This is a genomic window from Variovorax sp. LjRoot175 (genome assembly GCF_964253805.1).
Classification (GTDB): Bacteria; Pseudomonadota; Gammaproteobacteria; order Burkholderiales; family Burkholderiaceae_C; genus Variovorax.
Window position 1 is genome coordinate 704,881 of record NZ_CAXURY020000001.1, and the last position, 25,838, is coordinate 730,718.

The 25,838-nt window shown below is 69.6% G+C and carries 18 protein-coding genes; 17 read left to right on the plus strand and 1 reads right to left on the minus strand.

Going from position 1 to position 25,838, the window contains the following annotated elements; genetic code table 11:
- Positions 1 to 61: 61 nt before the first annotated feature.
- A complete protein-coding gene (locus ACSQ89_RS03625) occupies positions 62 to 1,081 on the plus strand; it encodes a Bug family tripartite tricarboxylate transporter substrate binding protein (protein WP_436295301.1) in 1,020 nt (339 codons plus the stop codon).
- 10 nt (positions 1,082 to 1,091) lie between these two features.
- On the opposite strand, the gene ACSQ89_RS03630 is transcribed toward ACSQ89_RS03625, so the two are convergent.
- The gene (locus tag ACSQ89_RS03630; protein ID WP_436295302.1) at positions 1,092 to 2,573 is read right to left on the minus strand and encodes a caspase family protein; all 1,482 of its coding nucleotides are present in this window, start codon (positions 2,571 to 2,573) and stop codon (positions 1,092 to 1,094) included.
- A 195-nt stretch (positions 2,574 to 2,768) separates the two neighbouring features.
- Here ACSQ89_RS03630 and tssK point away from each other — a divergent pair, with 195 nt between their 5' ends.
- The 16 genes from tssK (at position 2,769) to ACSQ89_RS03710 (ending at position 25,837) form a co-directional block, all read left to right on the plus strand.
- Positions 2,769 to 4,100: a type VI secretion system baseplate subunit TssK gene (gene tssK / locus ACSQ89_RS03635; RefSeq protein ID WP_093110748.1), complete on the plus strand. Its 1,332-nt coding sequence runs from the start codon at positions 2,769 to 2,771 to the stop codon at positions 4,098 to 4,100.
- 33 nt (positions 4,101 to 4,133) lie between these two features.
- Positions 4,134 to 5,462, plus strand: coding sequence for a DotU family type VI secretion system protein (locus ACSQ89_RS03640; protein WP_436295303.1), 1,329 nt, complete (start codon positions 4,134 to 4,136; stop codon positions 5,460 to 5,462).
- Positions 5,459 to 9,058, plus strand: a complete 3,600-nt coding sequence (gene tssM, locus ACSQ89_RS03645; protein ID WP_436295304.1) for a type VI secretion system membrane subunit TssM — start codon at positions 5,459 to 5,461, stop codon at positions 9,056 to 9,058. The genes ACSQ89_RS03640 and tssM overlap by 4 nt, the downstream gene beginning before the upstream one ends.
- A complete protein-coding gene (gene tagF / locus ACSQ89_RS03650) occupies positions 9,055 to 9,705 on the plus strand; it encodes a type VI secretion system-associated protein TagF (RefSeq protein WP_436295305.1) in 651 nt (216 codons plus the stop codon). Before tssM ends, tagF begins: the two co-directional genes overlap by 4 nt.
- Positions 9,706 to 9,760: 55 nt before the next feature.
- On the plus strand, positions 9,761 to 11,635 hold the full coding sequence (locus tag ACSQ89_RS03655; protein WP_436295306.1) for a protein kinase domain-containing protein: 1,875 nt from the start codon (positions 9,761 to 9,763) through the stop codon (positions 11,633 to 11,635).
- A gap of 54 nt (positions 11,636 to 11,689) precedes the next feature.
- Complete coding sequence (mltA, locus tag ACSQ89_RS03660) at positions 11,690 to 13,327, plus strand: murein transglycosylase A (RefSeq protein WP_436295307.1); 1,638 nt, start codon at positions 11,690 to 11,692, stop codon at positions 13,325 to 13,327.
- Positions 13,328 to 13,567: 240 nt separating this feature from the next.
- Complete coding sequence (locus ACSQ89_RS03665; protein ID WP_436295308.1) at positions 13,568 to 14,332, plus strand: hypothetical protein; 765 nt, start codon at positions 13,568 to 13,570, stop codon at positions 14,330 to 14,332.
- A gap of 28 nt (positions 14,333 to 14,360) precedes the next feature.
- Positions 14,361 to 15,452 carry a hypothetical protein gene (locus tag ACSQ89_RS03670; RefSeq protein WP_436295309.1) on the plus strand — a complete coding sequence of 364 codons (1,092 nt, stop codon included), beginning with the start codon at positions 14,361 to 14,363 and terminating at the stop codon, positions 15,450 to 15,452.
- Positions 15,449 to 17,422, plus strand: a complete 1,974-nt coding sequence (locus tag ACSQ89_RS03675; RefSeq protein WP_436295310.1) for a caspase family protein — start codon at positions 15,449 to 15,451, stop codon at positions 17,420 to 17,422. Before ACSQ89_RS03670 ends, ACSQ89_RS03675 begins: the two co-directional genes overlap by 4 nt.
- 9 nt (positions 17,423 to 17,431) lie before the next feature.
- Complete coding sequence (locus tag ACSQ89_RS03680) at positions 17,432 to 17,986, plus strand: hypothetical protein (protein ID WP_436295311.1); 555 nt, start codon at positions 17,432 to 17,434, stop codon at positions 17,984 to 17,986.
- An 8-nt stretch (positions 17,987 to 17,994) separates the two neighbouring features.
- Entirely contained in the window at positions 17,995 to 18,798 is an 804-nt protein-coding gene (locus ACSQ89_RS03685) for a type VI secretion system accessory protein TagJ (protein ID WP_093110764.1), read from the plus strand.
- The gene (tssE, locus tag ACSQ89_RS03690; protein WP_093110766.1) at positions 18,791 to 19,306 is read left to right on the plus strand and encodes a type VI secretion system baseplate subunit TssE; all 516 of its coding nucleotides are present in this window, start codon (positions 18,791 to 18,793) and stop codon (positions 19,304 to 19,306) included. Before ACSQ89_RS03685 ends, tssE begins: the two co-directional genes overlap by 8 nt.
- A gap of 7 nt (positions 19,307 to 19,313) precedes the next feature.
- The gene (gene tssF / locus ACSQ89_RS03695; RefSeq protein WP_436295312.1) at positions 19,314 to 21,218 is read left to right on the plus strand and encodes a type VI secretion system baseplate subunit TssF; all 1,905 of its coding nucleotides are present in this window, start codon (positions 19,314 to 19,316) and stop codon (positions 21,216 to 21,218) included.
- On the plus strand, positions 21,182 to 22,273 hold the full coding sequence (tssG, locus tag ACSQ89_RS03700; protein WP_436295313.1) for a type VI secretion system baseplate subunit TssG: 1,092 nt from the start codon (positions 21,182 to 21,184) through the stop codon (positions 22,271 to 22,273). The genes tssF and tssG overlap by 37 nt, the downstream gene beginning before the upstream one ends.
- Before the next feature lie 43 nt (positions 22,274 to 22,316).
- Positions 22,317 to 24,989, plus strand: a complete 2,673-nt coding sequence (gene tssH, locus ACSQ89_RS03705) for a type VI secretion system ATPase TssH (RefSeq protein ID WP_436295314.1) — start codon at positions 22,317 to 22,319, stop codon at positions 24,987 to 24,989.
- 26 nt (positions 24,990 to 25,015) lie between these two features.
- Positions 25,016 to 25,837, plus strand: a complete 822-nt coding sequence (locus tag ACSQ89_RS03710; RefSeq protein WP_093110774.1) for a hypothetical protein — start codon at positions 25,016 to 25,018, stop codon at positions 25,835 to 25,837.
- Position 25,838: the final 1 nt, after the last annotated feature.

The window sequence follows — 25,838 nt, forward strand, 5'->3', positions numbered from 1 at the left end:
GAGGCACCCGGCACGCTCCTAAGATGGGCCGGTTCGAATTTGCCAACGTCTGGAGAAGACCATGATGCCGATCGAGTCGAACGTCTCTCTTTCGCGGCGCACCGCGTTGCAGCTCGGGCTGGGTGGCCTCGGCGCGAGCATGCTGCCCGGATTCGCCGCCGCCCAGGGCGCCTGGCCCGCCAAGCCGGTCACGCTGGTGGTGGGTTATCCGCCTGGCGGGCAGACGGATTTCGCGGGGCGCATCCTCATCGCCGGCATGCAGAGCAGCCTGGGCCAGAGCGTGGTGATCGACAACAAGCCCGGCGTCAACGGCAACATTGCCACCGACTTCATCTCGAAGGCAGCGCCCGACGGCTACAGGCTGCTGGTGGGCAACGGCAGCAACATGGTGCTCAACCCGCACACCTACCGCAACACGCCGGTGGCGGATCCGCTCAAGCTCACGCCCATCGGCCTCACGCTGACCTCGTCGCTGATGCTGGTGGTGCCGGCCAGCCTGCCGGTCAAGAACCTCGAGGAATTCATCGCCTGGGTCAAGGCGCAGGACAAGGAGGGCAAGACCGTCGATTACGCGTCCGGCGGGCCCGGCAGCTTGGTGCAGACGGCGATGGAGCTGTTCCGAGAGCGCATCGGCAAGCCAAAGATGAGCCATGTGCCGTACAAGGGCAGCAGCCCGGCAATGACCGACCTGATCGCGGGGCGCGTCCCCTGCATGTTCGATGCCTCGTCCGTGGTCGCGCCCTTCCTCAAGTCCGGCCAGCTCAAGGCACTGATGGCGACCGGCCCCAAGCGCGTGCCGGCCTTCCCGGACGTGCCCACGGCCGCGGAGCGAGGCATCAAGGACTTCCAGGTCATCTCCTTCATCGGCCTGTACGGCCCGGCCGGCCTGAATGCCGACATCGTGAAGAAGGTCAACACGGCGATGAACAGCGCCCTCAAGGACCCGGGCGTGCAGAAGACCGTTGCCGACCGCGGCGACGAAGCCGGCGGCGGCACGCCCGAGCAGCTGGGGGCGCTGACGCGCGACTACTACAAGCTGCTGGGCGAGGTGGTCAAGGCCAACGACATTCGCGCCGAGTGAGGCGCCGGGCTTACTGGATCTTCACGATCTCCGCCTGCGGCTGCGCCTCGGGCGCCGCCGCGCCGGCGCGCATGAGCTTCTCGCCGTCGCGGAAGAAATACCAGCAGCCGTCGTCGGGCCTGCGCGCGTCGGTCAGCCGGCTCGGCGGCACGGGGTTGAACCTGGCGCAGAGGCTCCCGTCGCTCTTCAGCTCCCAGCGGCCCGAGCCGTTGCTGCTCGCGTTGCCGATGCTCTGGCTGTTGTAATAAATAAGGCCGCCGCTTCGCATGTCCCAGCGCATCAGGTAGCCCGCTGTGCTGTCCTTGAGGGTGTGCGTCTTGCCGACGAGGAGCTGCTCCACCTCGGCGCGGTCCAGGAACTTGCGCGCTGCCGAGGCGGGTGTGGTGCTGCTCGCGGGGGGCGATAGCGCGGCCACCTGTGGGGCCGGAAGTGCTGGCGGCTGTGCGGCCGGCTTTGCGGCCGGCTGTGGCGGCGGCGCCGGTGGCGGGATGGATGGCGGCGCCGTTGCGCGCCCGGCGTCGAGTTCGCGTTGCGCGCGCTCGAGCTGCTTCTCGAGTTCGTTCGGCTCGAAGCGCCGACCCGCGGGCTCGCGAACCTGAGGCTGCCGCGCCGCCTCGCGGCCCGGCTGCTCTTGGGCCGGCGGCGGGTTGCGTTGCGGGTTGAAGCTGAAGTTCGAGGTCAGCGAGGTGTTGACCCAGGGCAGCTGGCGCTCACGGGTGTCGCGCAGCACCTTGACGCGCACGTTCTTGAACATCTGCTCGACCTCGAGGCCGGGGACCATCATCTCCACGGCCAGGTGCTTGGTGTAGACGCTGTTGCGGCCGCTCGGGCCGTCTTCGGCCGGTGCGCCGGGCGCCGAGGCGAACGCGATCAAGGTGCCGCGCGCACCCATCTCCGCCAGCCCGCCGGCGGAGCGGATGTTGCGCGTCTTGCCGGCGAAAGGATTGTCCCGGCAAGCATCGAGGATCACGATGCGCGGGTGCGAGCGTGCCTTCTCGATGCGACTCAGGAACAGCTCCTCGATGTCGACCGACTCGTCCTTGACCTCCTCCTGGTCGCGCAGGTTAATGTCGACCGGCAGCAGGTAGTTGCGGCCGTCGATCTGCACCCCGTGGCCGGCGTAGTACAGCACCGCGATGGCATCGTCCTCCTGCACCCGGCGCGCGAACTCGCGCAGCGCGCGCCTAAACTGCAGCACGTTGACATTGAGCTGCTCGTTGACATCGAAGCCCAGCTTGCGCAGGTTGTTCGCGATCAGCCGCGCGTCGTTCTCCGGGTTGTCCAGCGGCACCTTCGGATAGCGCGCATTGCCGATCACCAGCGCGATGCGCTTGTCGGCCGGCTGGGCCTGCGCAGGGGCGGCCGCCGTCAGTGCAAATAGGACAAACCCCAGCACCAGCACCAGCACCAGCACCAGCACCAGCATTCCGAGCAGCCGGCACACGACCGCGCCCATGTCGGCTGGATCGTCGGCGGCACGTGGGGCGGACATGCCAACGAATATCCGCCCGCGCTATCGCCATGGCAATTCGTATTTCTGCAGGGGCTCGTGCTTCATTGCGCCTAGCCCCTTAGCACTATCCCGGTCGCTGCGCCTAGGCCATTAGCCAGATTTGCCTCGCCTCCGGCGCGCCGGAAACTAGATGTTTCCACCCAGGCGGGAGCCCCCGCCGTCGACGGAGCGCGGATGAGTTGGCGAACTAAAGTGGTTTGGAGCGAGGGGATGCTGCTGCAGCCTCAGCACCTGCAGCAAAGCGAGCGCCATGCCGATCATGCGCGGCATCTTCTGTTGCGAAGCACCACGCCATATGCCTGGGGTTTTGCCGAGCTCGAGATCGACCAGGCTGCGCTCTCGCTGGGCAAGCTGGCGCTGGTGCGCGCAGTCGGCGTGTTCGGCGACGGCACCGTGTTCGACATGCCGGCGGTCGATCCGCTGCCCGAACCCATCGACATCTCGAGCACGATGCGCGACGAGGCCGTCGTGCTGGCCCTGCCGCTGCGCCGCGCGGGCGCGCGCGAGGCCGATGCCGAGGCGTACGACGACCTGGTGCGCCATCGCGTGCTGGAGTCCGACGTGCCCGATTCCAACACCGCCGGCGAACGCACCGCGATGTTGCAACTAGGCCAGCTGCACACCCGCCTGATGCGCGCCGGCGACGCGACCGATGCCTGGACCACGCTCAATGTCTCGCGTGTGGTCGAGCGGCGCGTCGACAACCAGGTGCAGCTCGATCGCGTGCTGCTGCCGCCGCTGCTCGACGTGGCGGGTCATGCCGTCATCCGCGCGTGGCTCGACGAGCTGCTGGGCCTGTTGCGCCAGCGCGGCGAGGCGCTGGCCGGGCGCATGAGCCAGGGCGGCACCGGCGGCGTGGCCGAGATCGCGGACTTCATGTTGCTGCAGACGGTCAATCGCAACGAGGCCGTGTTCGCGCACCTGGCCAAGAGCGCCATGCTGCACCCGCAGCGTTTCTACGAACACGCGCTGGCGCTGGCCGGCGACCTGGCGAGCTTTCGCGATTCGCGCCGCGTCGCGCGCTTCGGCCCCTACATCCACGACGACCTGGCGATGAGCTTCAAGCCGGTGATGGACGACCTGCGGCGCAGCCTGTCGATGGTGCTGGAGCAATCGGCCATCCGCATCGAGCTGCACGACCGCAAGCACGGCGTGCGCGTGGCCGTGATTCCCGATGTCGAGCTGCAGCGCAACGCCACCTTCGTGCTCGCGGTCAACGCGCAGATGCCGAGCGAGGCGCTGCGCGCGCGCTTCCCCACGCAGGTGAAAATCGCGCCGGTGGAGCGCATCCGCGACCTGGTCAACCTCGCGCTGCCGGGGGTCACGCTGATGCCGCTGCCGGTGGCGCCGCGGCAGATCCCCTTTCATTCGGGCGCCAACTACTTCGAACTCGACACGCGCAACAGCGATCTCTGGCGCCAGCTCGAACAGTCGGGCGGCGTCGCAATGCATATCGCAGGCGACTTCCCCGGCCTCGACCTCGCGTTCTGGGCCATTCGCTCGTAATCGTCTCGCCCGCGCCCCTGCCGGAGCACCACCATGACAACCCCGGACCCCTTCGCCGCCTTCGAGTCGGAGCGCACGGTCATCAAGCCCAAGCCGCGCGCGCCCGGGGGCAACACGCCGGCCGTGCCGCCCACGTCGATGGGCGGTGGCGGCGATCCGCTGCCGGCCGAAGTGGGCGAGCTGGGCTTGCTCAATCCGCTGGTGTCGGCCGCGGCGAAGCTGCTGGTGCTGATAGGCAAGCTGCGCAATCTGGCGCAAGCGCCCAACGTGCAGTCGCTACGGGCATCGACCGCCGATGCGGTGAACCAGTTCGACGCCGCCGCGCGCCGCGCCGGCATCTCCAACGAAACGGTGCTGGCCGCGCGCTACATCCTGTGCACCGCACTCGACGAGGCGGTGGCCAACACGCCCTGGGGCGTGCAGGGCGGCTGGAACAAGCAGAGCCTCCTGGTGCAGTTCCACAACGAGACCTGGGGCGGCGAAAAGATCTTCCAGCTCCTGGCCAAGCTCGCGCAGGACGTGCCCACGCATCGGCAACTGCTCGAGTTGATCTACAGCGTGCTCGCGCTCGGCTTCGAGGGCCGCTACCGCGTGATCGACAACGGCCGCGCGCAGCTCGACACCGTGCGCCAGCGCCTGGCCGACCTGATCGCGAAAGACCGCCCGCCGGTCGAAGCCGAGCTCTCGCCGCACTGGCGCGGGCAGGGCACGGGCTCGGCGCGCTTGCGCGAGTCGCTGCCGATGTGGGTGTTCGCGGCCGGCTTCGCGCTCTTGCTGGCGCTCGCATGGTTCGGCCTGCGGCTCACGCTCAACCACCGCTCCGACACCACCTACGCGGCGGTCTCCAGCCTGCGCGTGCCCAACCTGCAGATCGCGCCGCCCGCCATCCTGGCCAAGTCGCCGCGGCTGGCGAAGTTCCTCGAGCCCGAGATCAAGCAGGGCCTGGTCACCGTCACCGACGAGGCCGACCGCAGCACCGTGCGGCTGCGCGGCGACAGCTTCTTCGGCTCCGGCAGCGCCGACCCGATGGCGCAGTCGCTGCCGGTGCTGAAGCGCATCGGCGAAGCGCTGGCCGAGGTCAAGGGCGAGGTGCTGATCACCGGCCATTCCGACAACCAGCCGATCCGCTCGATGCGCTATCCGTCCAACTGGCATCTCTCGGCCGCGCGCGCCGATGCGGTGAAGGGCGCGCTCTCCAGCTTCATCGAGCCGGCCCGCATGCGCTCCGACGGCAAGGCCGATGCGGAGCCGGTCGCGGCCAACGACACGCCGGCCAACCGCGCGCGCAACCGTCGCGTCGACATCGTGCTCCTGAGCCCGCCGGACCAGGTGGCCGCCGAACTCGCGGGAGCGAAGCGATGAAAAAGCTTTTCGGATGGCTCTTCCATCCCCTCCTGTTGACCGCGCTGGCCCTCGTCGTCGTCGCACTGCTGATCTGGTGGATCGGCCCGCTGATCAAGATCGGCGCGCTGGCCCCGCTCGAAAGCGAGCTCGCGCGCGCGGTGTTGATCGGCATCATCGTGCTGCTGGTGGTGCTGCGCGCCGTCTACCGCCGCTGGCGCACCCGCAAGGCCAGCCAGCATCTGACCGACGGCCTCATGAAGGCGCCCACCGCGCAGCCCGCGGCGGCCGCCGACAACGGCGAGCAGAAGGTGCTCAACACGCGCTTCACCGAGGCCGTGGCCACCTTGAAGCAGATGCGCCTGCACGCGGCCGGCAAGAAGCCCGGCTGGCGTGACTGGCTCTCGCTCTCGGGCGGCAGCTACCTCTACGACCTGCCGTGGTACGTGTTCATCGGCGCGCCCGGCGCCGGCAAGACCACGGCGCTGATCAACTCCGGCCTCTCGTTCCCTCTGGCCGACAAGTTCGGCCCCGGCGCCATCCGCGGCGTCGGCGGCACGCGCAACTGCGACTGGTGGTTCACCGACGACGCGGTGCTGATCGACACCGCCGGCCGCTACACCACGCAAGACAGTCACCAGACGGAAGACAAGAGCGCATGGGAAGGCTTCCTCGGCCTGCTCAAGAAGGTGCGGCCGCGGCGCCCGCTCAACGGCGTGTTCCTCACCGTCAGCGTGGCCGACCTGCTGAGCCAGGGCACCGAGGCGCGCAGCACGCTCGCGGCCTCGATCCGCGCGCGGCTGCTGGAGCTCGACGCCAAGCTCACGACGCGCCTGCCCGTCTACGTGTTCGTGACCAAGAGCGACCTGCTCTACGGCTTCAGCGAATACTTCGCCGATCTGGGCAAGGAGCAGCGCGCGCAGGTCTTCGGATTCACGCTGCCGGCCGAGGAGGGCGCGCAGGTCGACGAGAAGGGGCTCGCCACCGCCTTCCAGCGCGAGTTCGGCTTGCTGCACGATCGCGTCAACGACGCCTTGATCCAGCGCATGCAGCGCGAGACCGACGGCACGCGGCGCGCCGCGATCTTCGGTTTTCCGGCGCAGTTCGGCTCCATCGGGCCGCTGTTGTCCGACCTGCTCGAGCAGGTCTTCACCGGCTCGCGCTTCGCGCAGCCGCCGTGGGTGCGCGGCGTCTACTTCACCAGCGGCACGCAGGAAGGCAGCCCGATCGACCGTGTGATGGGCAGCCTCGCGCGCAGCTTCGGGCTCGAGCGCGCCATGCTGCCGCCGCAGAAGAGCAGCGGGCGCAGCTACTTCCTCACCTCGCTGCTGCGCGACGTGGTGTTTCCCGAGCAGCGCCTCGCGGGCGCCGACGTCAAGCTCGAACGACGCCGAAACACGCTGCGTCTGGCCGGCGTGGCCGCGATGACGCTGATCACCGTCGCCCTGCTCGCGGGCTGGGGCTACAGCACCTGGCAGAACATGAATTACCTGAAGGCCGTCGAGGCGCGCGTCGAGCCGGCGCGGCAGACGCTGGCAGCGCTGCCTTCGCGCGTGTCGAACCTGGTCGAGGTCGCGCCGGTGCTGCAGGCGCTGCGCAACATCTGGAAGGCGCCCGAGAACCGCGAAGGCGAGGAGCCGCTGTCGATGACGCTCGGCCTCTACCAGGGCGACAAGCTCGATGCCGCCGCGATGCTGGCGCACCAGCGCGCGCTCAACGAGGCCTTCCTGCCGCAGCTCGCCAAGCGCATCGAGGACCAGCTGCGCACCGCGCAGAAGGACAACCTCGAGTTCAGCTACGAGGCGCTCAAGACCTACCTGATGCTGCACCAGCCCGAGCGCTTCGATGCCGATGCGCTCAAGGCCTGGATCACGCTCGACTGGGCGCGCAGCCTCGACCGCGGCATTCCCGAAGAACAGCGCAAGCTGCTCGAGGACCAGCTGGACGTGCTGATCGCCCAGGGCCCGCCGCGCTCGCCGCTCAAGATGGACGAGAACCTGGTGCGCAACGTGCGCGCGGTGCTCGCGAGCTATCCGCTGGAGCAGCGCGTGTTCAGCCGCTTGAAGCGCCAGCGCCTCGGCAAGGACATCCCGCCCTTCAGCGTCGCGACCGCCGCCGGCCCCGCGGGCCCGCTGGTGTTCGAGCGCATCAGCGGCAAGCCGCTCGCCGACGGCGTGCCGGGCATGTTCACCTACGACGGCTACCACAAGCGCTTCCAGAACGAGGTCACGGTGCTCACCGGCCTGCTCGCCAACGAGGACCCGTGGGTGCTCGGCCAGGAGCGCGGCACGGCCGACCGCCTGCGTGACGCCGCCGCGCTCGGCGCGCTGACCGACCGCGTGCGCAGGCTCTACCTCGAGGAGTACGTCAAGGTGTGGGAGGCGCTCCTGTCCGACGTGCGCCTGATGCGCGCCACCGGCCTGGAGAAGAACATCGAGACCGCGCGCATCCTCTCGGGCACCGGCTCGCCGCTCGCCAGCTTCCTGCGCGCGGTGGTCAAGGAGACCACGCTGACGCCGGCCGAGACCAGCAGGGACGTGGTGAGCAAGGCCACCGAGACCGTGCGCAACACGCGCAAGGGCCTGGAAGACCTGTTCGGCGGCGACCCCAGCAAGCCGGCGGCCGCGCCCAGGCGCATCGAGAGCATCGTCGACGACCGCTTCGAGCCGCTGCGCCGCCTCGTCACCTCGCCCACGCCGAACGGGCCGGCGCCGATCGACGATGCGCTCAAGCTCTTCAACGAGGTCTACGTCTACCTCAACGCAGTCGACACCGCGGTCAAGAGCCGCAGCTCGCCGCCGCCCGGCGACGTGGCCGGCAAGCTCAAGTCCGATGCCGGGCGCCTGCCGGAACCAGTGCGCACCATGGTCGAGAACCTGAGCCAGGCCGGCGCCACGCAGGCGCGCGTGGCCGAGCGCGGCAGCCTGAGCCAGGACCTGCGTCCGGTGACCGAGTTCTGCACCCGCGCGATCGCCGGGCGCTATCCCTTCGTCACCAGCAGCAAGCGCGACGTGCTGCCCGAGGACTTCGGCCAGATGTTCGGTCCCGGCGGCCTGATGGACGACTTCTTCCAGAAGCGGCTGGCTGCGCTGGTCGACACCAGCACGCGGCCCTGGCGCTACAAGCCGGTGGCGGAGCAGGGCGCGATCACGGCGCAGGCGATCGCGCAGTTCGAGCGCGCGGCGCGCATCAAGGACATCTTCTTCCGCGCCGCCGGCCGCACGCCCGCCATGCGGCTGGACTTCAAGCCGGTCGAGATGGATGCCGGCATCACGCAGTTCATCCTCGATGTCGACGGCCAGCTCGTGAAATACGCGCACGGCCCGGTGGTGCCGATGGCGGTGCAATGGCCCGGCCCCAAGGGCAGCAACCAGGTGCGCGTGCAGGTCAGCCCGCCGTCGACCAGCGGCAGCTCGGGCATGGCGGTCGACGGGCCGTGGGCCCTGTTCCGCGTGCTCGACGACGGCCAGCTCGAAGCCGGCGACGCGCCCGAGAAATTCTTCATCACCTTCCAGATCGGTGCCCGCAAAACGCGCTTCGAGGTGACGACCAACAGCGTGCAGCATCCGATCCGCTTGCGCGAGCTGCGGGAGTTCGCGTGTCCGGAGGGCTTGTGAATTCGCAACAGGATGCCGCTTCGAACATGGCGCCGGGCTGGTTCGGCAAGCTGCCCGGCATGGGCGACTTTGCGAGCCGCCGTCTGCCCGAGCCCTTCCGCAACGCCTGGGACCGCTGGCTGCAGCATGGGCTCACGCGGCTGCGCGCGCGGCGCGAAGACTGGACCGAGCGCTATCTCCAGGCGCCGCTCTGGTGCTTCGTGCTCGGCGAGGGCGTGATCGGCGCCGGCGGCTGGCTCGGCGTGATGATGCCCTCGGTCGACGGCGTGGGGCGCTACTTTCCCTTCACAATCGCATCCGAGCTGGTGTCCTCGCGCCCCGAGCTGCATGGCGCTGTGCTGGCGCGCACGCAGCACTGGTGGACGCTGGCCGCGCAGGCCGCGCTCGAAGGGCTGGAGCACGATCTCGATGCGCAGCGCTTCGATGCGCGCCTGCAGGAATTGTTTGCGGGCTTTTCGGTCGAGGCGGGCGAGGGCGACGGGCCGTCGCTGGCGCTGCCGGTGACGCGCCACTCGCTGTGGTTCACCGATCCGGTGGCCGAACGAGGCCCGGGCATGACCAGCCAGGGCCTGCCGCAGGATGACCAGTTCGATGCGCTGTTCGGCTTCGGACCCGATGCCGCGGCGCAGGAAGGGGAGGCAGCATGAGCCGCCGGGCCGCTCCCAAGGCGAATACCGCAGTGCGTAGCACGGAGCTTAGCCAATGAGCCCCGACGACGACCGGCCGCCAGGCACACCGCCGCAAGAAGGCGACGACCGCACGCAGGTCGTCACCGGCCGGCCTGCTGCGCCCACGCCGGACGAGGGCGCGACCGTCATCTCCGGCGGCACCGCGCTGCCGGCGAGCGAGATGCCCACCGTGGCCGGCATCACGCGCGCCGAGAAAGCGCCGAGCAACGCCGAGGCTGGGTTGCTTCCGGTGGGCAGCCGGCTCGCCGAATTCGAGGTCACGCGCATCGTCGGGCAGGGCGGCTTCGGCGTCGTCTACGAGGCCTGGGACCCGACGCTCGAACGCGTGGTCGCGATCAAGGAATACCTGCCGACCTCGCTCTCGACGCGCCAGCTCGACGGCACGGTCGCGCCCTTGTCCGAACGGCACCGCGAGACCTTCGAGCTCGGCATGCGCAGCTTCATCAACGAGGCGCGCCTCCTGGCCCAGTTCGACCATCCCTCGCTGCTCAAGGTCTACCGCTTCTGGCAGGAGCGCGGCACCACCTACATGGTGATGCCCTTCTACCGCGGCGACACGCTGCGCCAGGCGCTGGCTGCCATGACGGGAGGCGTTGACGAAGCCTGGCTGATGCGCATCATGGACGGCGTGACGCAGGCGCTCGCGGTGATGCACCACGCCCACTGCTACCACCGCGACATCGCGCCCGACAACATCATCCTGCTCGAAGGCTCGGGCCGTCCCGTGGTGCTGGACTTCGGCGCCGCGCGGCGCGTGATCACCGACAAGACGCAGGCGATCACGGTCATCCTCAAGCCCGGCTACGCGCCGATCGAGCAGTACGCCGAGATGCCCGACATGTCGCAGGGCGCGTGGACCGATGTCTATGCGCTCGCGGCCGTGATGCACGTGGCCGTCTGCGGCCGCGCGCCGCCGCCCTCGGTCGCGCGCCTCCTGGCCGACAGCTATGTGCCGCTGGCAGGCAACGAGGCGCTGCTGCAGCGCTACAGCCCCGGGCTGCTCGCGGCCATCGATGCCGGCCTGGGCGTGCGGCCCGAATCGAGGCCGCAGTCGATGGAAGCGCTGCGTGCGGCGCTGGGTCTGGATGGCGACCGGACGGTGATCCGTGCGCCGGCGCCGGCACCCGCGGCGGCACCGGGTGGACGTACCGGCAGCGCGAGTCCTGCGGCACCCGCGCCCGCGCCGGCTCCCAAGGGCAAGGGCGCGGCCATCGCCGCCGTGGCCTCCGTGGCCGTCATTGCCGCCGCGGGCGGATGGTGGTGGTTCCAGGGCAAGCCGGCCGACACGACGCCGGCCGGCGCAGCGCCGCCGCCGTCCACCGAAGTCGCGCAGACGCCGGCGCCTCCACCTCCACCGCCCCCGCCACCACCCAAGGTGCGCACGCCGGGCGAGTCATTGCAGTCGCTGGCCGAAGGCGCCGCGCCGGGCTTCGAGGTGACGGCGAACCCGCGCAAGGCCGAGGTCGCGATCGGCAAGGACAGGCTGGGCTTCGAAGTGCGCAGCAAGCGCGAAGGCTTCGTCTACGTCTACCTGCTGTCCAGCGGCGGCGAGCTGTTCCTGCTGTTCCCGAACCTGCTCGACAAGTACAACAAGATCGGCGCCGGTGCTGCGTTGTCGCTGCCGCGCGCTTCGTGGCCGATGGACGCGGGCGGGCCGGCCGGCATCAACCAGTTCGCGGTGCTGGTCAGCGAGCACGAGCGCGACTTCAGCGCCTCGGGCATCCAGAACGACGGCGTGTTCCCACAGTTCCCGCTGCCCGTGCTGGCAGCGCTCGAGGCCGCGCGCGGCAGCGGGCCGCCGCCGCTCGCGGGCAAGCCGGTGTGCGCGCCCAACACACCGTGCAACGACGTCTATGGCAGCGCGTTTTTCAAAATCACCGAGAAGTAATCGTCTGTGGGGCAGCGGCCCGTCAGGCCCCGCCCCCCAGACCAGGAGTTCTTCATGAACAAGCCTTCCTCACTGCCCTTCGCTTCACCCGCCCGCTGGGGTGCCGCCGCCATCGCGATGGCCGCGCTGGCGGCCTGCGGCACGATGCCGGGGGTCAGCTCCACAAGCTCCACAAGCTCCACACCGGCCACGGCCAGTGCCCCCGCCGCCGCGCCCGCGGCAGCCGCGGCTGCGCAGGTCACGCCCGCGCCCTCCGCCTCGCGCCCGGCTTCGACCAGCGCCGGCGCCAGCGTGGCCGGCCAGTCGCGCACCTTCTCGACCCAGCTTGCCACCTACACCTCGGTGGGCTTCGACGCCGTGCCGGGCTGGGGCCGCGACGATTTCGCCGAAAGCTGGCCTGCCTTCCTCGGCAGCTGCAAGGTGCTGACCGGCCGCGGCACCGAATGGCGGCAGGTCTGCGATCGCGCGCGCGCCGTCGACGACAAGAGCAATCCGGCCATCCGCGGCTTCTTCGAGCGCGAGTTCTCGGCCTACCAGATCCGCGACGACGACCGCCGGCCCGACGGCGTGGTCACCGGTTACTTCGAGCCCGAGATCACCGGCAGCCGGCAGTACGCGCCGCCCTTCATCTATCCGGTGTACGGCCAGCCCGAAGACATGCTGTTCGCCGATGCGCGCAAGCTGCCGGCCGGCAGCGGCACGGTGGCGGCGCGCGTCGAAGGCCGCAACGTGGTGGTGCAGAGCGGCCTCAGCACGCGCGACATGGGCGCGCCGGGCCTCTATGCGCTCGACCTCTCGGCCATCACGCGCGACACGCTGGACCGCAAGGTACGCCTGCGCATCGAGGGCAGGCGCCTGCTGCCCTACTACACGCGCGAAGAGATCGAGACCAAGGGCGCGCCCAACGCGCGCGTGCTGGCCTTCGTGAACAGCGCCACCGCGCTCTACGAGATGCAGATCCAGGGCTCGGGCCGAATCCGGCTGCCCAACGGCGACGTGATCCGCGTCGCCTATGCCGAACAGAACGGCCAGCCCTTCCGGCCGACGCTGGCGCAGTCCTCCTCGGGCAAGACGCGCAGTCCCGTCAAGGTGCGCGGCGGCGCGATCGAGCTCGAACTCGACGACGGCGATGACGACGAGGACAGCAACGACACCTCGGTGATCCGCACCCGCGGCTTCACGCTCGCGCGTCCGGTCAACAGCGGTGCGGTCATGGTGCCGGGGCGGCGCGTGGCCGGGCCGGTGATCGGCACCGGCATCAAGGACCCGAGCTATGTGTTCTTCAAGGAGTCGCCGGGCAGCGGCGGCGGGCCGGTCGGTGCCTTCGGCGTGCCGCTGTCGGCCGGCCGCTCGATCGCAGTCGATCCGCGCAGCACGCCGCTGGGCTATCCGGTCTTCGTCTCCACGCGTGCGCCCGGCACCGGCACGCCGATGCAGCGCCTCACCATCGCGCAGGACACCGGCGGCGCGATCCGCGGCGCGGTGCGGGCCGACTATTTCTTCGGCAACGGCCAGCAGGCCGCGACCCAGGCCCGGCGCATGAAGGAGCGCGGCCAGCTGTGGATCCTGCTGCCGCGCGGCCTCGCGGTGGCGGCGGCCGCGACCTCGACCATTCGCACGCGTGGGGCGGCGGTCGGTGCAGACTTGCCGCAATGCCTTGTGCCTGAAGAAGGCGCGTGCGTCGATGACTAGGAACGCCGCAAGGCTGATGGGCGCGTCGGCGGGCGGTATGCCCTGTGCCGGCCGACCCCTCACCCTAGCCCTCTCCCGGAGGGAGAGGGAACAAGGCAGAACGCTTCACGCGCAGGTCTTACTCCCTCTCCCTCCGGGAGAGGGCGGGGGTGAGGGCGCCAGGCCTTCGAAGCGCACGCAGCCGCCGCATACCGGGCGGACAGCCCAACGGGCAAAGACACCGTAGTCGCGAAACACACCATGCAAGAGACCCTGTCTTCGGAGCAAAGCGTCGAACTCGTCCGCCTCTGGCGGCGCAGGCAGACGCTGTCCCCCGGCGAGATGGGCGAGATGTACCGCATCGTCGGCGGCGCGCTGCGCAGCTGCAACCCGCCCGAGCTGCGCGTGCTCGGCGAGGGCCGTCAGGAACTGGTGGCGCAGTTCATCTATGTCAAGGTGCTGCGGCTCGATGCCGATCCGGACGAAGCGGACGATGCCGCGCGCGGCGAGGCCGCAAGCCACAGCGCGCCGTCGAGCGCCTTCGCGCTGTGTGCCTACTTCCGGCGCTACCTGATCGACTGCACGCGCGCGAGCGCCTTCCGCCGCAAGCTCTCGATCGGCGACCAGATCACCGAGAGCCAGCTCGAGGCGCAGGTTGGCGCGGCCGACAACGCGCAAGACGAACTGGCCGAGCACGGCCTCAACGCGCCCTCGGTGCATGCCGCGGCGCGCGCCTTCATCGCGGGTCTGCCCGAGCCCGAGCGCATCCTTTTGTGCGAAGGCTTCGGCCGCGAGGCGGCGGGCGGGCTGTCGGGCGTGGCCTCGCGCCACGCCATCGCCTCCTACCACTACCGCGCCGGCCGGCTCGGCCTCGTGCACAAGCGCGAAGGCCTGCCGGCCGACTATGCGCGCACCACGCTGGGCCAGTGGATCACGCAGACCCTGGGCATCGCGATCGAGGCCGGCAACATGGGCGCGATCCTGCAGGTTTTCAAAATCCTGGGCGCTGAAGCGTCTTATGCCTGAAGACATAAGACTTTCAGGAACACGCACCATGCCCATCGATCTCTGGCCCCCGCTCAGCCTCATCCGCGGCACCCTGGGACGCGGCGGCGATCTCGCCCCTGCGGGCGAAGGCGCGGCAACGCTGGCGGAGCCCGCCGCGATCCCGGCCCGCCAATTCGACGAGACCCTTCTGCTGCCCTTGACCGAGCTCGCCCGCCGCCGCGAGGCCGTGGCCCAGCGCGCCTTTCCGGCCCGCTGGGCGCCGGGCCGCCTGGTGAGCGTGCTGCACGAAGGCCGGCTGCTCGGCGTGCTGCTCGACAAGTGCCTGCACGGCACGCTGTGGCGCGGCTGGATGGCCGCCAGCGAAGCCGACTGGGCCAGCGCCTACGACGTGCTGCTCGAGCCCGGCGACGAACCCTTCGAGCCGATGTTCGGTCTGATCCAGACCTGGAACGTGCTCACGCTCGAACAGACGCCGCAGCTCTGCGCCCGCGTGCTCGGCGAGGTGTCGGCCACGCGGCTGGCCGCGATCCGTGCGGTGCACGACGAATGGGCCGTGCAGCAGCCGCTGGCCATCGAGCCCGAGCCCGGCCGCATCGCGCTGCGCACGGCCGGCGGCGTGTTCTCCGTGCTCTCGGGCACGCCGCTGGGCGTGGCCGATCCGCGTGCCGACTACCAGAGCCTCTATCTCGAAGCCGCCGCCCGGCTCGCCACGCCGCTGCAGGCCACGCCGAAGCCGGGCAGCCTGTCCGTCGCGGCGCCGGCCGGGGAGGGCTGGTGGTCGCGTGTGAAGGCCTGGTTCGGCGCCGACCGGGTGGTGCGGCCCGCGCTGGCGCTGCTGGCACTGGTGGTCGTGGTGCAGAACGCGACCCTGATGCGGCCCGGCGCCGGAGACGACGAGGTCCGGTTCCGTTCGGTGCAGGGCCCCGTCACTTCCGCCGCGCCGGCCGAGCTGAGCCTGCGCTGGAAGGCCGGCGTCGGCATGGACGATGCGAACGCGCTGCTGCGCTCGGCCGGCGCCGAGCTGGTGGGCGGACCGGATGCCGAGGGCCGCTGGCGCCTGCGCTTCCTGGCCGATGCGGCGCAGGGCCGCGCCATGCTGGCGGGTTCGCCGCTGGTCGAATCGGTGGGGCCGCCGTGACGAGGCGCCGCCTGCGCACCGTGCTGCTGCTGGCCATGCTGGCCGCAGCCACCTGCGCGGGTGCGGCGCAGCGCGCCTTGCTGGTGGGCGTGTCGGAACTGGTCAACCAGCCTGCGTCGCTGTGGCTGCAGGCGCCGCGCAACGACGTGATGCTGATGCGCGAGGCCCTGCTGAAGCAGGGCTTCGCGGCCACCGACATCACGGTCGTGGCCGACGGCGTGAGCGGCGCAGCGCTGCCCGAGGCGCAGCGCATCCACGAGGCGCTGGGGCGGCTGCTGGAGCAGTCGCAAAGCGGCGACTTCGTGCTGCTCTATTTCTCGGGCCACGGCACGCGTTGGCGCGATGCGAGCAAGCGCTACCAGGAGCCGGACGGCTTGGCCGAGAACTTTCTCGCGCGCGACGTGCGCGGCGCGGTGGGCGGCAGCGGCGCCTTGCCGGGCGGCCTGCGCGACGTCGATTTCGACGGCTGGGTGCAGGCTTTCCTGGCGCGCAACGTGTTCGTCTGGTCGGTGTTCGACACCTGCTCGGCCGCCTCGATGACGCGCGGCCGAGCGCCCGCGAGCGCCGAGGTTGTTGTGGGTCCGCCGGACGACGAGGTGCGCTTTCGCGGCATCCGCGCCGACCTGCTCGCGCAAGGCGCGGCCGGCGCCTCCGCCGCCGCACCGACGGCACCCGCGGCCCCGGCCGTGCCTCGAGCCCGCTACGTGGCCTTCTTCGCATCCGAAAGCCACCAGGTCACGCCCGAGCTGCGGCTGCCGCGCAAGGGCCGCGACGCGCAGCCGCAGGGCCTGCTGACCTGGGCCGTGGCCGAGGCGCTGCAGCGCCGGCCCGCGACCTGGCGCGAGCTCTTCGACGGCGTGCTTGCGCTCTACCCGCCGGTGATCTCCGAACTCGAAGCGCGCTTTCCGCAACGCGAGCTGCCATCGCCCGTGGCCGAGGGCAATCTCGATGCGCCGCTGTTCGCCAACGGCCCTCAGCCGCTCGGCACGCGTCCGGTGTGGCGTGCGCAGCGCAGCGGCGCGAGCCTCGCGATCCAGGCCGGCCAGCTCGACGGGCTGGTGCCGCGGCAGGAGCTGCGCGTGCTCGCGAGCCTGGAAGACGGCACCCGGCGCAGCGCGGCCGCTGTGCTGGCGCAACTCGATCCGGCCGGCGCGCAGCTGCCGGTGCCGGCCGCGCTGCGCGATGTGCCGGGCAGCGCGCTGTGGAGCGTGACGCCGCTGGCCGAGCCGGCCGCCTTCGCGTTGCGCGTGCGCGCCGACAAGCCCTTGCCCGCGGGACTGAGCTTCGACTACCCCGCCTCCATTCGCCTGGCGCGCGCGGGCGAGGACGGGAGCGAAGCCGATCTGCGCTGGACCGATCTCGGCCCCGCCGGCCATCGGCTGGAGCTGCTCTCGCCCGCGCTCGGAACCGGCACGGGCCAGGTCGCGGCCGACCCCGCAGCCTTGCGCGAGCGGCTGCAGGGCTTCGCGCGTCTCAAGTGGCTCGGCGAGCTGAACCGGCTGGCCGGCGGCGCGCGACTCGACGGCTTCGAGGCCGCGCTGGAAACCTGGCGTGCCGACCGCATGCTGCGCAGCGAGCCCCTCGCCCGCAGCGCCACGCCGGGCCCGCTGCTCGCGGGCGAGCGACGCGTGCTGCGCGTGCGCAATACCGGCGGGACTTCGCTCGACATGGTGATCGTCGGCATCGACCCGGAAGGCGGCCTGCGACCGGTGTACCCCGATGCCTCCGGCGCGAGCAACCGTTTCGAACGCGGCACGCGCGAGCTGCCGGCGGCCAAGCATTTCGAACTGCCCTGGCTGGCGGGCCCGGGTGCGCGCCTCTTCGTGCTGGCGACGCCGGCCGCGCCGCACAGCGCGCCGCGCCTGTTCGGCGCGGGCGTCGATCCGGCCCTGGCCCCCGATCTGCGCGTGCGCGGGCAACTCGGTGCACCGAAAGAGCGGCAGGTCTTTGCCGCGATGATTTTTTTCTAGGAGATCGACATGGGCTGGACTTCTGATGGCTCGGTGGACCCGGACGAGGGCCTGCGCCTGCTCGACCTGGTCTCCGAAGAGGCGGGCGACGACTACTGGATGCTGCTCGAATCCAAGGGCAAGGCGATCGAAGGCGATTCGACGCGCCCCTTCGCGGACGGCAAGTCGCGCCTGGAGGTCGGTGGCTTCCGCTACCAGCTGGACGTGTTCTCGCCGCCGGGTTCCACCAAGGGGCAGCTGCGCGCAGCGGCGGTCTTCGTCGTTCGCGATTGCGATGCCGCGAGCGCTTCGATCGCGAGCCTGCTGCGCGACCAGGTGAACGACCTGAAGGTGGTGATCTCGGTGTACAAGGCCGGCGGCGATACCTCCAAAGACCTGCAGCCGCACCTGGAGCTGGAGCTGACCCAGGCGCGCCTGCTGAACCACACGATGCTGACCGCCGCCAGGTCGGCGCGGCCGCGCGAAATCATCCAGATCGAATACCAGGGGCTCGAGATCCGCTCCGCGCCGCAGAGCGAGACGGGCCTGCGCGGCGCCGTACGCACTTGCACCATCAAAAAGTGAGGCCGGACATGACGAACTCTGCCGAATTCCTCCAGGCCGCCGACCCCGCGGCCGCGCTCAAGGCACTGACGGATGAAGTGCGCGCCAAGCCCGCCGACAGCAAGCTGCGCGTCTTCCTGGCCCAGCTGCTGTGCGTGCTCGGCCAGTGGGAGCGTGCGCTCAACCAGCTCAACGTCGCGGCCGAGCTCGATGCGATGGCCATTCCGATGAAGCAGGTCTACGGCGAGGCCGTGCGCTGCGAGGGCCTGCGCGCCGACGTGTTCGCCGGCACGCGCACGCCGATGGTCTTCGGCCAGCCCGACGAATGGCTGGCGCTCCTGATCGAATCGCTGCTGCGCCAGGGTGCGGGCGACGCGCAGCTCGCCGAAGACCTGCGCGAGCGCGCCTTCGACGCCGCGCCCGCCACGCCGGGCACGCTCGACGGCAAGCCCTTCGAATGGCTGGCCGACGCCGACATGCGCCTGGGCCCGGTGCTCGAGGCCTTCGTGAACGGCCGCTACTACTGGATTCCCTATGCCCGGCTGGCACACGTGAAGCTCGATCCGCCCGAAGACCTGCGCGACTGCGTGTGGCTGCCGGCGCATCTGCAGTTCGAGAACGGCGGCGAGACGCTGGCGCTGGTGCCCGTGCGCTACGAAGGCACCGAGAAGAGCGGCGACGGCGCATTGCAGCTCGCGCGCAAGACCGAGTGGCGCGAGCTGCAGCCCGAGGTCTGGGCCGGGCTCGGCCAGCGCATGCTGAGCAGCAGCGATGGCGCCGAGCATGCGCTGATGGACGTGCGCGAGATCCTGTTCTCGACCGGCGATGCCTGAACTCACCGCACAGGAACGCTTGCAGCCCTCGCTGCTCGATCGCCTGGTCGACCATGCGCCCGGCGAGCAGCGCGAGAGCGACGACAAGCGCACGCTGACCCGGCAGGCGCTGCGCCAGGCCGTGCTGCGCGACCTGAGCTGGCTCTTCAATGCCACCGGCCATGGCCTGGCCTTCGACGACAAGCGTTTTCCGAATGCGGCGCGCTCGGTCCTCAACTACGGATTGCCTATGCTGTCCGGCCAGTTCACGTCCTCCGTTCAGCGTGTCAGCATGGAACAGGCTCTGAAGAACGCCATCCTGCAGTTCGAGCCCCGCATCCTGCCTCGCACACTCGAAGTTGAACTCGTCATGGAAGGCTCGGCACTTGATTCCCACAACCGCATTGGCCTTCGGATCCGCGGCATGCTCTGGGCCCAGCCCGTGCCGCTGGAGTTTTTGATGCGCAGCCGAATCGACCTGGAGGAGGGCCGGATCGAAATTGAGGACATGACAAGCCCTCAGCGGTAGCCCAGCCATGGACCCGCGCCTGCTGACCCTGTACGAACAGGAACTGCGCTACTTCCGCGAGAGCTCGGCGGAGTTCGCGCGCGCCTTCCCGAAGATCGCGAACCGGCTGGGCATCGAGGGCCAGGAGGTCGCCGACCCCTACGTCGAACGGCTGATCGAAGCCACCGCCTTCCTGTCGGCGCGCGTTGCCCTGAAGCTCGATGCCGAATACCCGCGCTTCACCGGGCATCTGCTCGACATCGTCTATCCGCACTTCATGGCGCCCACGCCATCGATGGCCGTGGTGTCCATGGCGGTCGACCCCGACGATGCCAATCTCGCGACCGGGCCCGCGCTGCCGCGCGGCAGCGGCCTGCGCGCGCGCCAGGCCGTGGGGCAGAACACGCACTGCGAGTTCCGCACCGCGCGGGCGCTGCGCCTCTGGCCGGTCGAAGTGCTGCGGGCGCAGTACTTCAGCTACGCGCCCGACCTGCCGCTCGCCCAGCATGCGCAGTCGCGCGAGATCCGCGGCGGCCTGCGCATCGCGCTGCACGCCACCGCCGGCCTCAAGTTCGACCAGATTCCGCTCGACGAACTGTTGATTCACTTCGGCGGCGCCGAGGATGTGGCCTGGCAGCTGCACGAGTGCATGCTCGGCAAAGCCATCGGCGTGATGGTGCAGCCGCTGGCCGCCGGCGGCGCGGCCACGGGTGCGGCCGGCAGCGCGGTGCGCCACCTGCCCGCGAGCGCGGTGCAGCCCGCGGGATTCGAGGACGACGAGGCCTTGCTGCCCGTCACCGCCACCGGCTTCTCCGGCCATCGGCTGGTACAGGAGTACTTCGCCTTTCCGCAGCGCTTCCAGTTCGCGCGCATCACCGGCTTGCAGCGCGTGCTCGCGTCGATGGCCGTGACCGAGGTGGAGATCGTGGTGCTGTTCTCGCGCGGCGATGCGGCGCTCGAAAAACTGGTCAGCGCCGAGAACGTGCAACTGCATTGTGTGCCGGTCGTCAATCTCTTCAGCAAGCGGCTCGACCGCGTGGCCGTGAATGAGGGCGTGAGCCAGTTCCACCTGGTGCCCGACCGCACGCGCCCGCAGGACTTCGAGGTGCACACCGTGACCGAGGTGGTCGGCCACGGCAACTCGGGCACAGCCGGCGCGGCGCTGGAACAGCCCTTCCTGCCCTTCTATGCGGCCTTCCACGGCGCGCGCCACAGCCACCCGGCCTACTTCACCACCACGCGCGAGCCGCGCATGCTGTCGGTCAAGCAGCGCACCGAAGGGCATCGCAGCAGCCACATCGGCTCCGAGCTCTACATGCAGATCGTCGATCCGCAACAGGCGCCTTACTCCGGTGCGCTGCGGCAGCTGGCCGTCACCGCGCTGGTGACCAACCGCGACCTGCCGCTCCTGATGCCGCTGGGCCGCGAGTGCGACTTCGACTGCATCGACTCGTCCCCGGTGCAGCGCGTGCGCATGGTTCGCGGCCCCTCGCGGCCGGTCTCGCCGGTGGTGGGCCAGGGCCTGGGCTGGCGGGTGGTCGACCACCTGGCTCTCAACTACCTGTCGCTCGCCGACAGTTCGCGCGAAGAAGGCGCGGCCGCGCTGCGCGAGATGCTGATGCTCTATGCCACGCATGCCGACGAGGTGCGTCAGAGCCAGGTGCGTGGGCTGCTGTCGGTGCGCGCCAGGCCGGTGGCGCGCCGGCTGCCGCTGGCCGGGCCGATCGCCTTCGGCCGCGGGCTCGAGGTCACGCTCGAGGTCGACCGTAATGCCTTCCACGGCCACAGTGCCTTCCTGTTCGGGGCCGTCATGGCGCGCTACCTGGCGCGCCACGTGGAGGTCAACCACTTCGTCGAGACCGTGCTCACGGCCTCGGGCAAGGGCGAGATCATGCGATGGAGGCCGCTGTGCGGGGCACGCCCGATCCTGTAGCCGTGCCGGCGGCGCGGCCCGAGAGCGTGGCCGAGCGCCTGCAGGCCTGCGCGGCGGAGCCCTGGGCCTACGACTACTTCGCCCTCATGCGGCGGCTGGAGGCGCTCGCGGCGCCGTCGCCGCGCTGGGGCCGCGCGTTGCTGCCCGGCGCCGAGCCGGTGCGCGTGGGGCAGGAGCCATCGCTGTCCTTCGCGCCCGCGAGCTTCAGCCGCTTCGAGCCGGCCGGCGCGCATTCGCCGCCGCGGCTGCGCCAGCATTTCTTCGGCTACCTCGGGCCCAACGGCCCGCTGCCGGTGCACCTGAGCGATTTCATCCGCGAGCGCACGATCAACCATGGCGATCCGACCTGGCTCGCTTTTCTCGACAGCTTCGCGCACCGCTTCAGCCTGTTCTTCTACCGCGCCTGGGCCCAGGCCAGGCCGGCGGTGGGGCTGGACCGGCCGAAGGAGGACGCCTTCCGCCGCCAGGTGGGCGCGCTGGTCGGCATCGGCACCGCCGCGCGGCAGGAGCGCGACGAGATCCACGACGACGCGCGGCTGCACTTCTCGGGCTGGCTCGCACGTCGCGTGCACAACTCCGAGGGCGTGGAGGCGGTGCTGCAGAGCTACTTCGGCGTGCCGGTGCGGCTCGAGCCCTGGGTCGGGCACTGGATGACGCTGCCCGTGGAGGAACTCACGCGCCTGGGCCGCGGCGAAGCTTCGCGCTCGCTGGGCATGGGCGCGATGCTCGGCCGGCGCGCCTGGGATCGCCAGCACCGCGTGCGGCTGCACCTCGGTCCGCTCAGCTTCGAGCGCTACCGCATGTTCCTCCCGATCGGCTCGGCACGGCCCGCGCTGCAGCGCTGGATGCAGCAGCTCTTGGGCGACGAGCTGTGCTGGGATGCAGAGCTGATTCTCGAAAAACATGAAGTGCCGCCCACGCGCCTGGGCCGGCAGCGGGGCAACGCGCCCCGGCTGGGCTGGTCCTCGTGGCTCGGCGAGTGCAAGCGCAAGCGCGATGCGCCCGATGTCCGCATCGATGGCGATGCCGCTCTTTCGCGCGCAGCACTTCAATAAAAAAACCCAGGGCCGTTCGTCTTGACTACATACGGAGAAGCTCATGAGTGAAATCAGCCGCACTGCCTTGTTCGGCAAGCTCAATTCGCTGGCCTACAAGGCGATCGAGGGCGCCACGGTGTTCTGCAAGATGCGCGGAAACCCGTATGTGGAGCTGGAGCACTGGTTCGCCCAGCTGCTGCAGTCGCAGGACTCCGACCTGCACCGCGTGATCCAGCACTACCAGCTGGACATCTCCGTCATCGCCAAGGACATGACGGCCGCGCTCGACCGCCTGCCGCGCGGCGCCACCGCGATCAGCGATTTCTCGCCGCACATCGAGAACGCGATCGAGCGCGCCTGGACCTACGCCACCCTGCAGTTCGGCGAGGCGCAGGTGCGCACCGGCTACCTGCTGGTCGGCATGCTGAAAACGCCGAGCCTGCGCAATCCCTTGCTCGGCCTCTCGAAGCAGTTCGACAAGGTCAAGGTCGAAGACCTGGCCGACAACTTCGCCAAGATCTGCGATGCCTCGCCCGAATCGAAGATGCGCGCGCAGGACGGCACCGGCATGGGCAGCGGCGCCCCCGGCGAAGAAAGCGGCGCGATGGCGCCGGCCGCCATGGGCAAGGGCGATGCGCTGAAGAAGTTTGCTGTCGACCTCACGGAGAAGGCGAAGAAGGGAGAGATGGATCCGGTGACCGGGCGGGACGAGGAAATCCGCCAGATCGTCGACATCCTGATGCGGCGCCGCCAGAACAACCCGCTGCTCACGGGTGAGGCGGGCGTCGGCAAGACGGCGGTGGTGGAAGGCTTCGCCCAGCGCCTGGCGCGCGGCGACGTGCCGCCGCAGCTCAAGGACGTGAAGCTGCTCACGCTCGACATTGGCCTCCTGCAGGCCGGCGCCAGCATGAAGGGCGAGTTCGAGCAACGCCTGCGGCAGGTGATCGACGAGGTGCAGGCTTCGCCCACGCCGATCATCCTGTTCATCGACGAGATCCATACGTTGGTGGGTGCGGGCGGCGCGGCTGGCACCGGCGATGCGGCCAACCTGCTCAAGCCCGCGCTCGCGCGCGGTAACCTGCGCACCATCGGCGCCACCACCTGGGCCGAGTACAAGAAGTACATCGAGAAGGACCCGGCGCTGACGCGGCGCTTCCAGGTCGTGCAGGTGCCGGAGCCCGACGAGACCAAGGCCATCCTGATGCTGCGCGGCGTGGCCAGCGTGCTCGAGAAGCACCACCGCGTGCAACTGCTCGACGAGGCGATCGAGGCGGCGGTGAAGCTGTCGCACCGCTACATTCCCGCGCGCCAGCTGCCCGACAAGGCCGTGAGCCTGCTCGACACCGCCTGCGCGCGCGTCGCGGTGTCGCAGCATGCGATGCCGCCCGAGGTGGAAGACTGCCAGCGCCGCATCGAGGCGCTCACGGTCGAGAGCGAGATCATCGGCCGCGAAGAGGCGATCGGCATCGACGTGAGCAAGCGCGCGCCGCAGGTGCAGGCGCTGCTTGCCGAGTCCAATGCCGAGCTCGAAAAGCTCAATGCGCGCTGGAAGGAGGAGAAGGGGCTGGTCGACCGGCTGCTCGAACTGCGCGGCAAGCTGCGGGCGGGGAACAAGCCGGTGGATGCGTCGACGCCAGGGGACGGAGACCGCGCCGCGCTGCTCGCGGAGTTGCACGAGCTGCAAACCCAGATCAGCAGCGTGCAAGGCGAGTCCCCTCTGATCCTGCCCTCGGTCGATTCGCAGGCCGTGTCCTCGGTGGTCGCCGACTGGACCGGCATCCCGGTCGGGCGCATGCAGCGCAACGAGATCGAGACCGTGCTCAACTTGCCCAAGCTGCTGGGGCAGCGCGTGATCGGCCAGGACCACGCGATGGAGATGATCGCCAAGCGCATCCAGACCTCGCGCGCCGGGCTGGACAACCCGAGCAAGCCGATCGGCGTCTTCATGCTGGCGGGCACCTCCGGCGTCGGCAAGACCGAGACCGCGATCGCGCTGGCCGAGGCGCTGTACGGCGGCGAGCAGAACATGATCGTCATCAACATGAGCGAGTACCAGGAGGCGCACACCGTGAGCTCGCTCAAGGGTGCGCCGCCCGGCTACGTGGGCTACGGTGAGGGCGGCGTGCTGACCGAGGCCGTGCGCCGCAGGCCCTACAGCGTGGTGCTGCTCGACGAGGTGGAGAAGGCCCACTCCGACGTGCACGAACTGTTCTTCCAGGTTTTCGACAAGGGTTTCATGGAAGACGGCGAGGGCCGCAGCATCGACTTCAAGAACACGCTGATCTTGCTCACCACCAACGCTGGCACCGACATGATCGCGAGCATGTGCAAGGACCCGGAGCTGATGCCCGAGCCCGAGGGCATGGCCAAGGCGCTGCGCGAGCCGCTCTTGAAGATCTTCCCGCCCGCGCTGCTGGGCCGGCTGGTGACCATCCCGTACTACCCGCTCTCCGACGAGATGCTCGGCAAGATCGTCGAGCTGCAGTTGAAGCGCATCAAGAAGCGGGTCGAGGCGCGCTACCAGATCCCCTTCGACTATTCGGACGAGGTGGTCAAGCTGGTGGTGAGCCGCTGCACCGAGAGCGAATCGGGCGGCCGGATGATCGATGCCATCCTCACCAACACCATGCTGCCCGACGTCAGCCGCGAGTTCCTGAACCGGATGATGGAAGGCAAGCCGATCGAGCGGGTGCAAGTCACGGTCGACAACGGCGCATTCGATTATCGGTTCTGAAGACCGAACCAATGAGGTGAACAGCCATGCCGCACTACACCAACAAAGTGAAAGTTCTGAGTCCGCTGCTTGCCATTGCGTACTCCGACAACAAGGGGGCTCGACTCAACTATCCGACAAAGGCCCAGACGGATCTTCTCCTCAACGGCGCGGCAGCCGCGAGAAGGATCATGAGGGCCGCCGTCGCCGAGTTGGACCGCGTCGTGTATCTGAGACGGCCGGAGGGCGAACCGTTCACGAGCATCATGAACTACCACTTCGGCTTGGCCGCCAATCGCCTGAATCCGATGCTCAAGAGCAACGCCGTGGACAAGTCGTTGGGGCTGAAGGCGATCGGGCAGAAGGATCGCCGCTGGATACTCAACAAGATCCGGATGGGCATGCTGAGCATTTCGTTCCATCTCAACACGGGTGTCTACCTGATCGATGTCGACATCGGTACGAGAAACATCATCGGAGGCGTTGCGGATACGCCGGGCGCCGGCGAAGAGGGCTACGTTGTCGGCGGTGCGAACAATCCCGCCACCGGCAAGTTCACTCCTCACTGCGGTCTGCTGTCCGGCTTCAAGAACGGCGAAATTCATGTGGCGTTCGCCTTCATGCAACAACACGGCTATACGGCGGAGGCGGTTGCTCGCGTCATCATTCACGAGGCATCGCATAAATACTGGGGAGTTGCAGACTACTACTACGCGCATCAGACAGCGGGTTACCGGCAGCTCAACTGCGTGGAGGCGGTCGACAACGCCGACAGTTTTGCCTGGGCCGCTGTCTCGCTGGATCAAGGGGCGCTCGTCCACGGCACGGATTCCAACGACCTGCACCATCAGGCAGCCCTTGTGCCTTGAG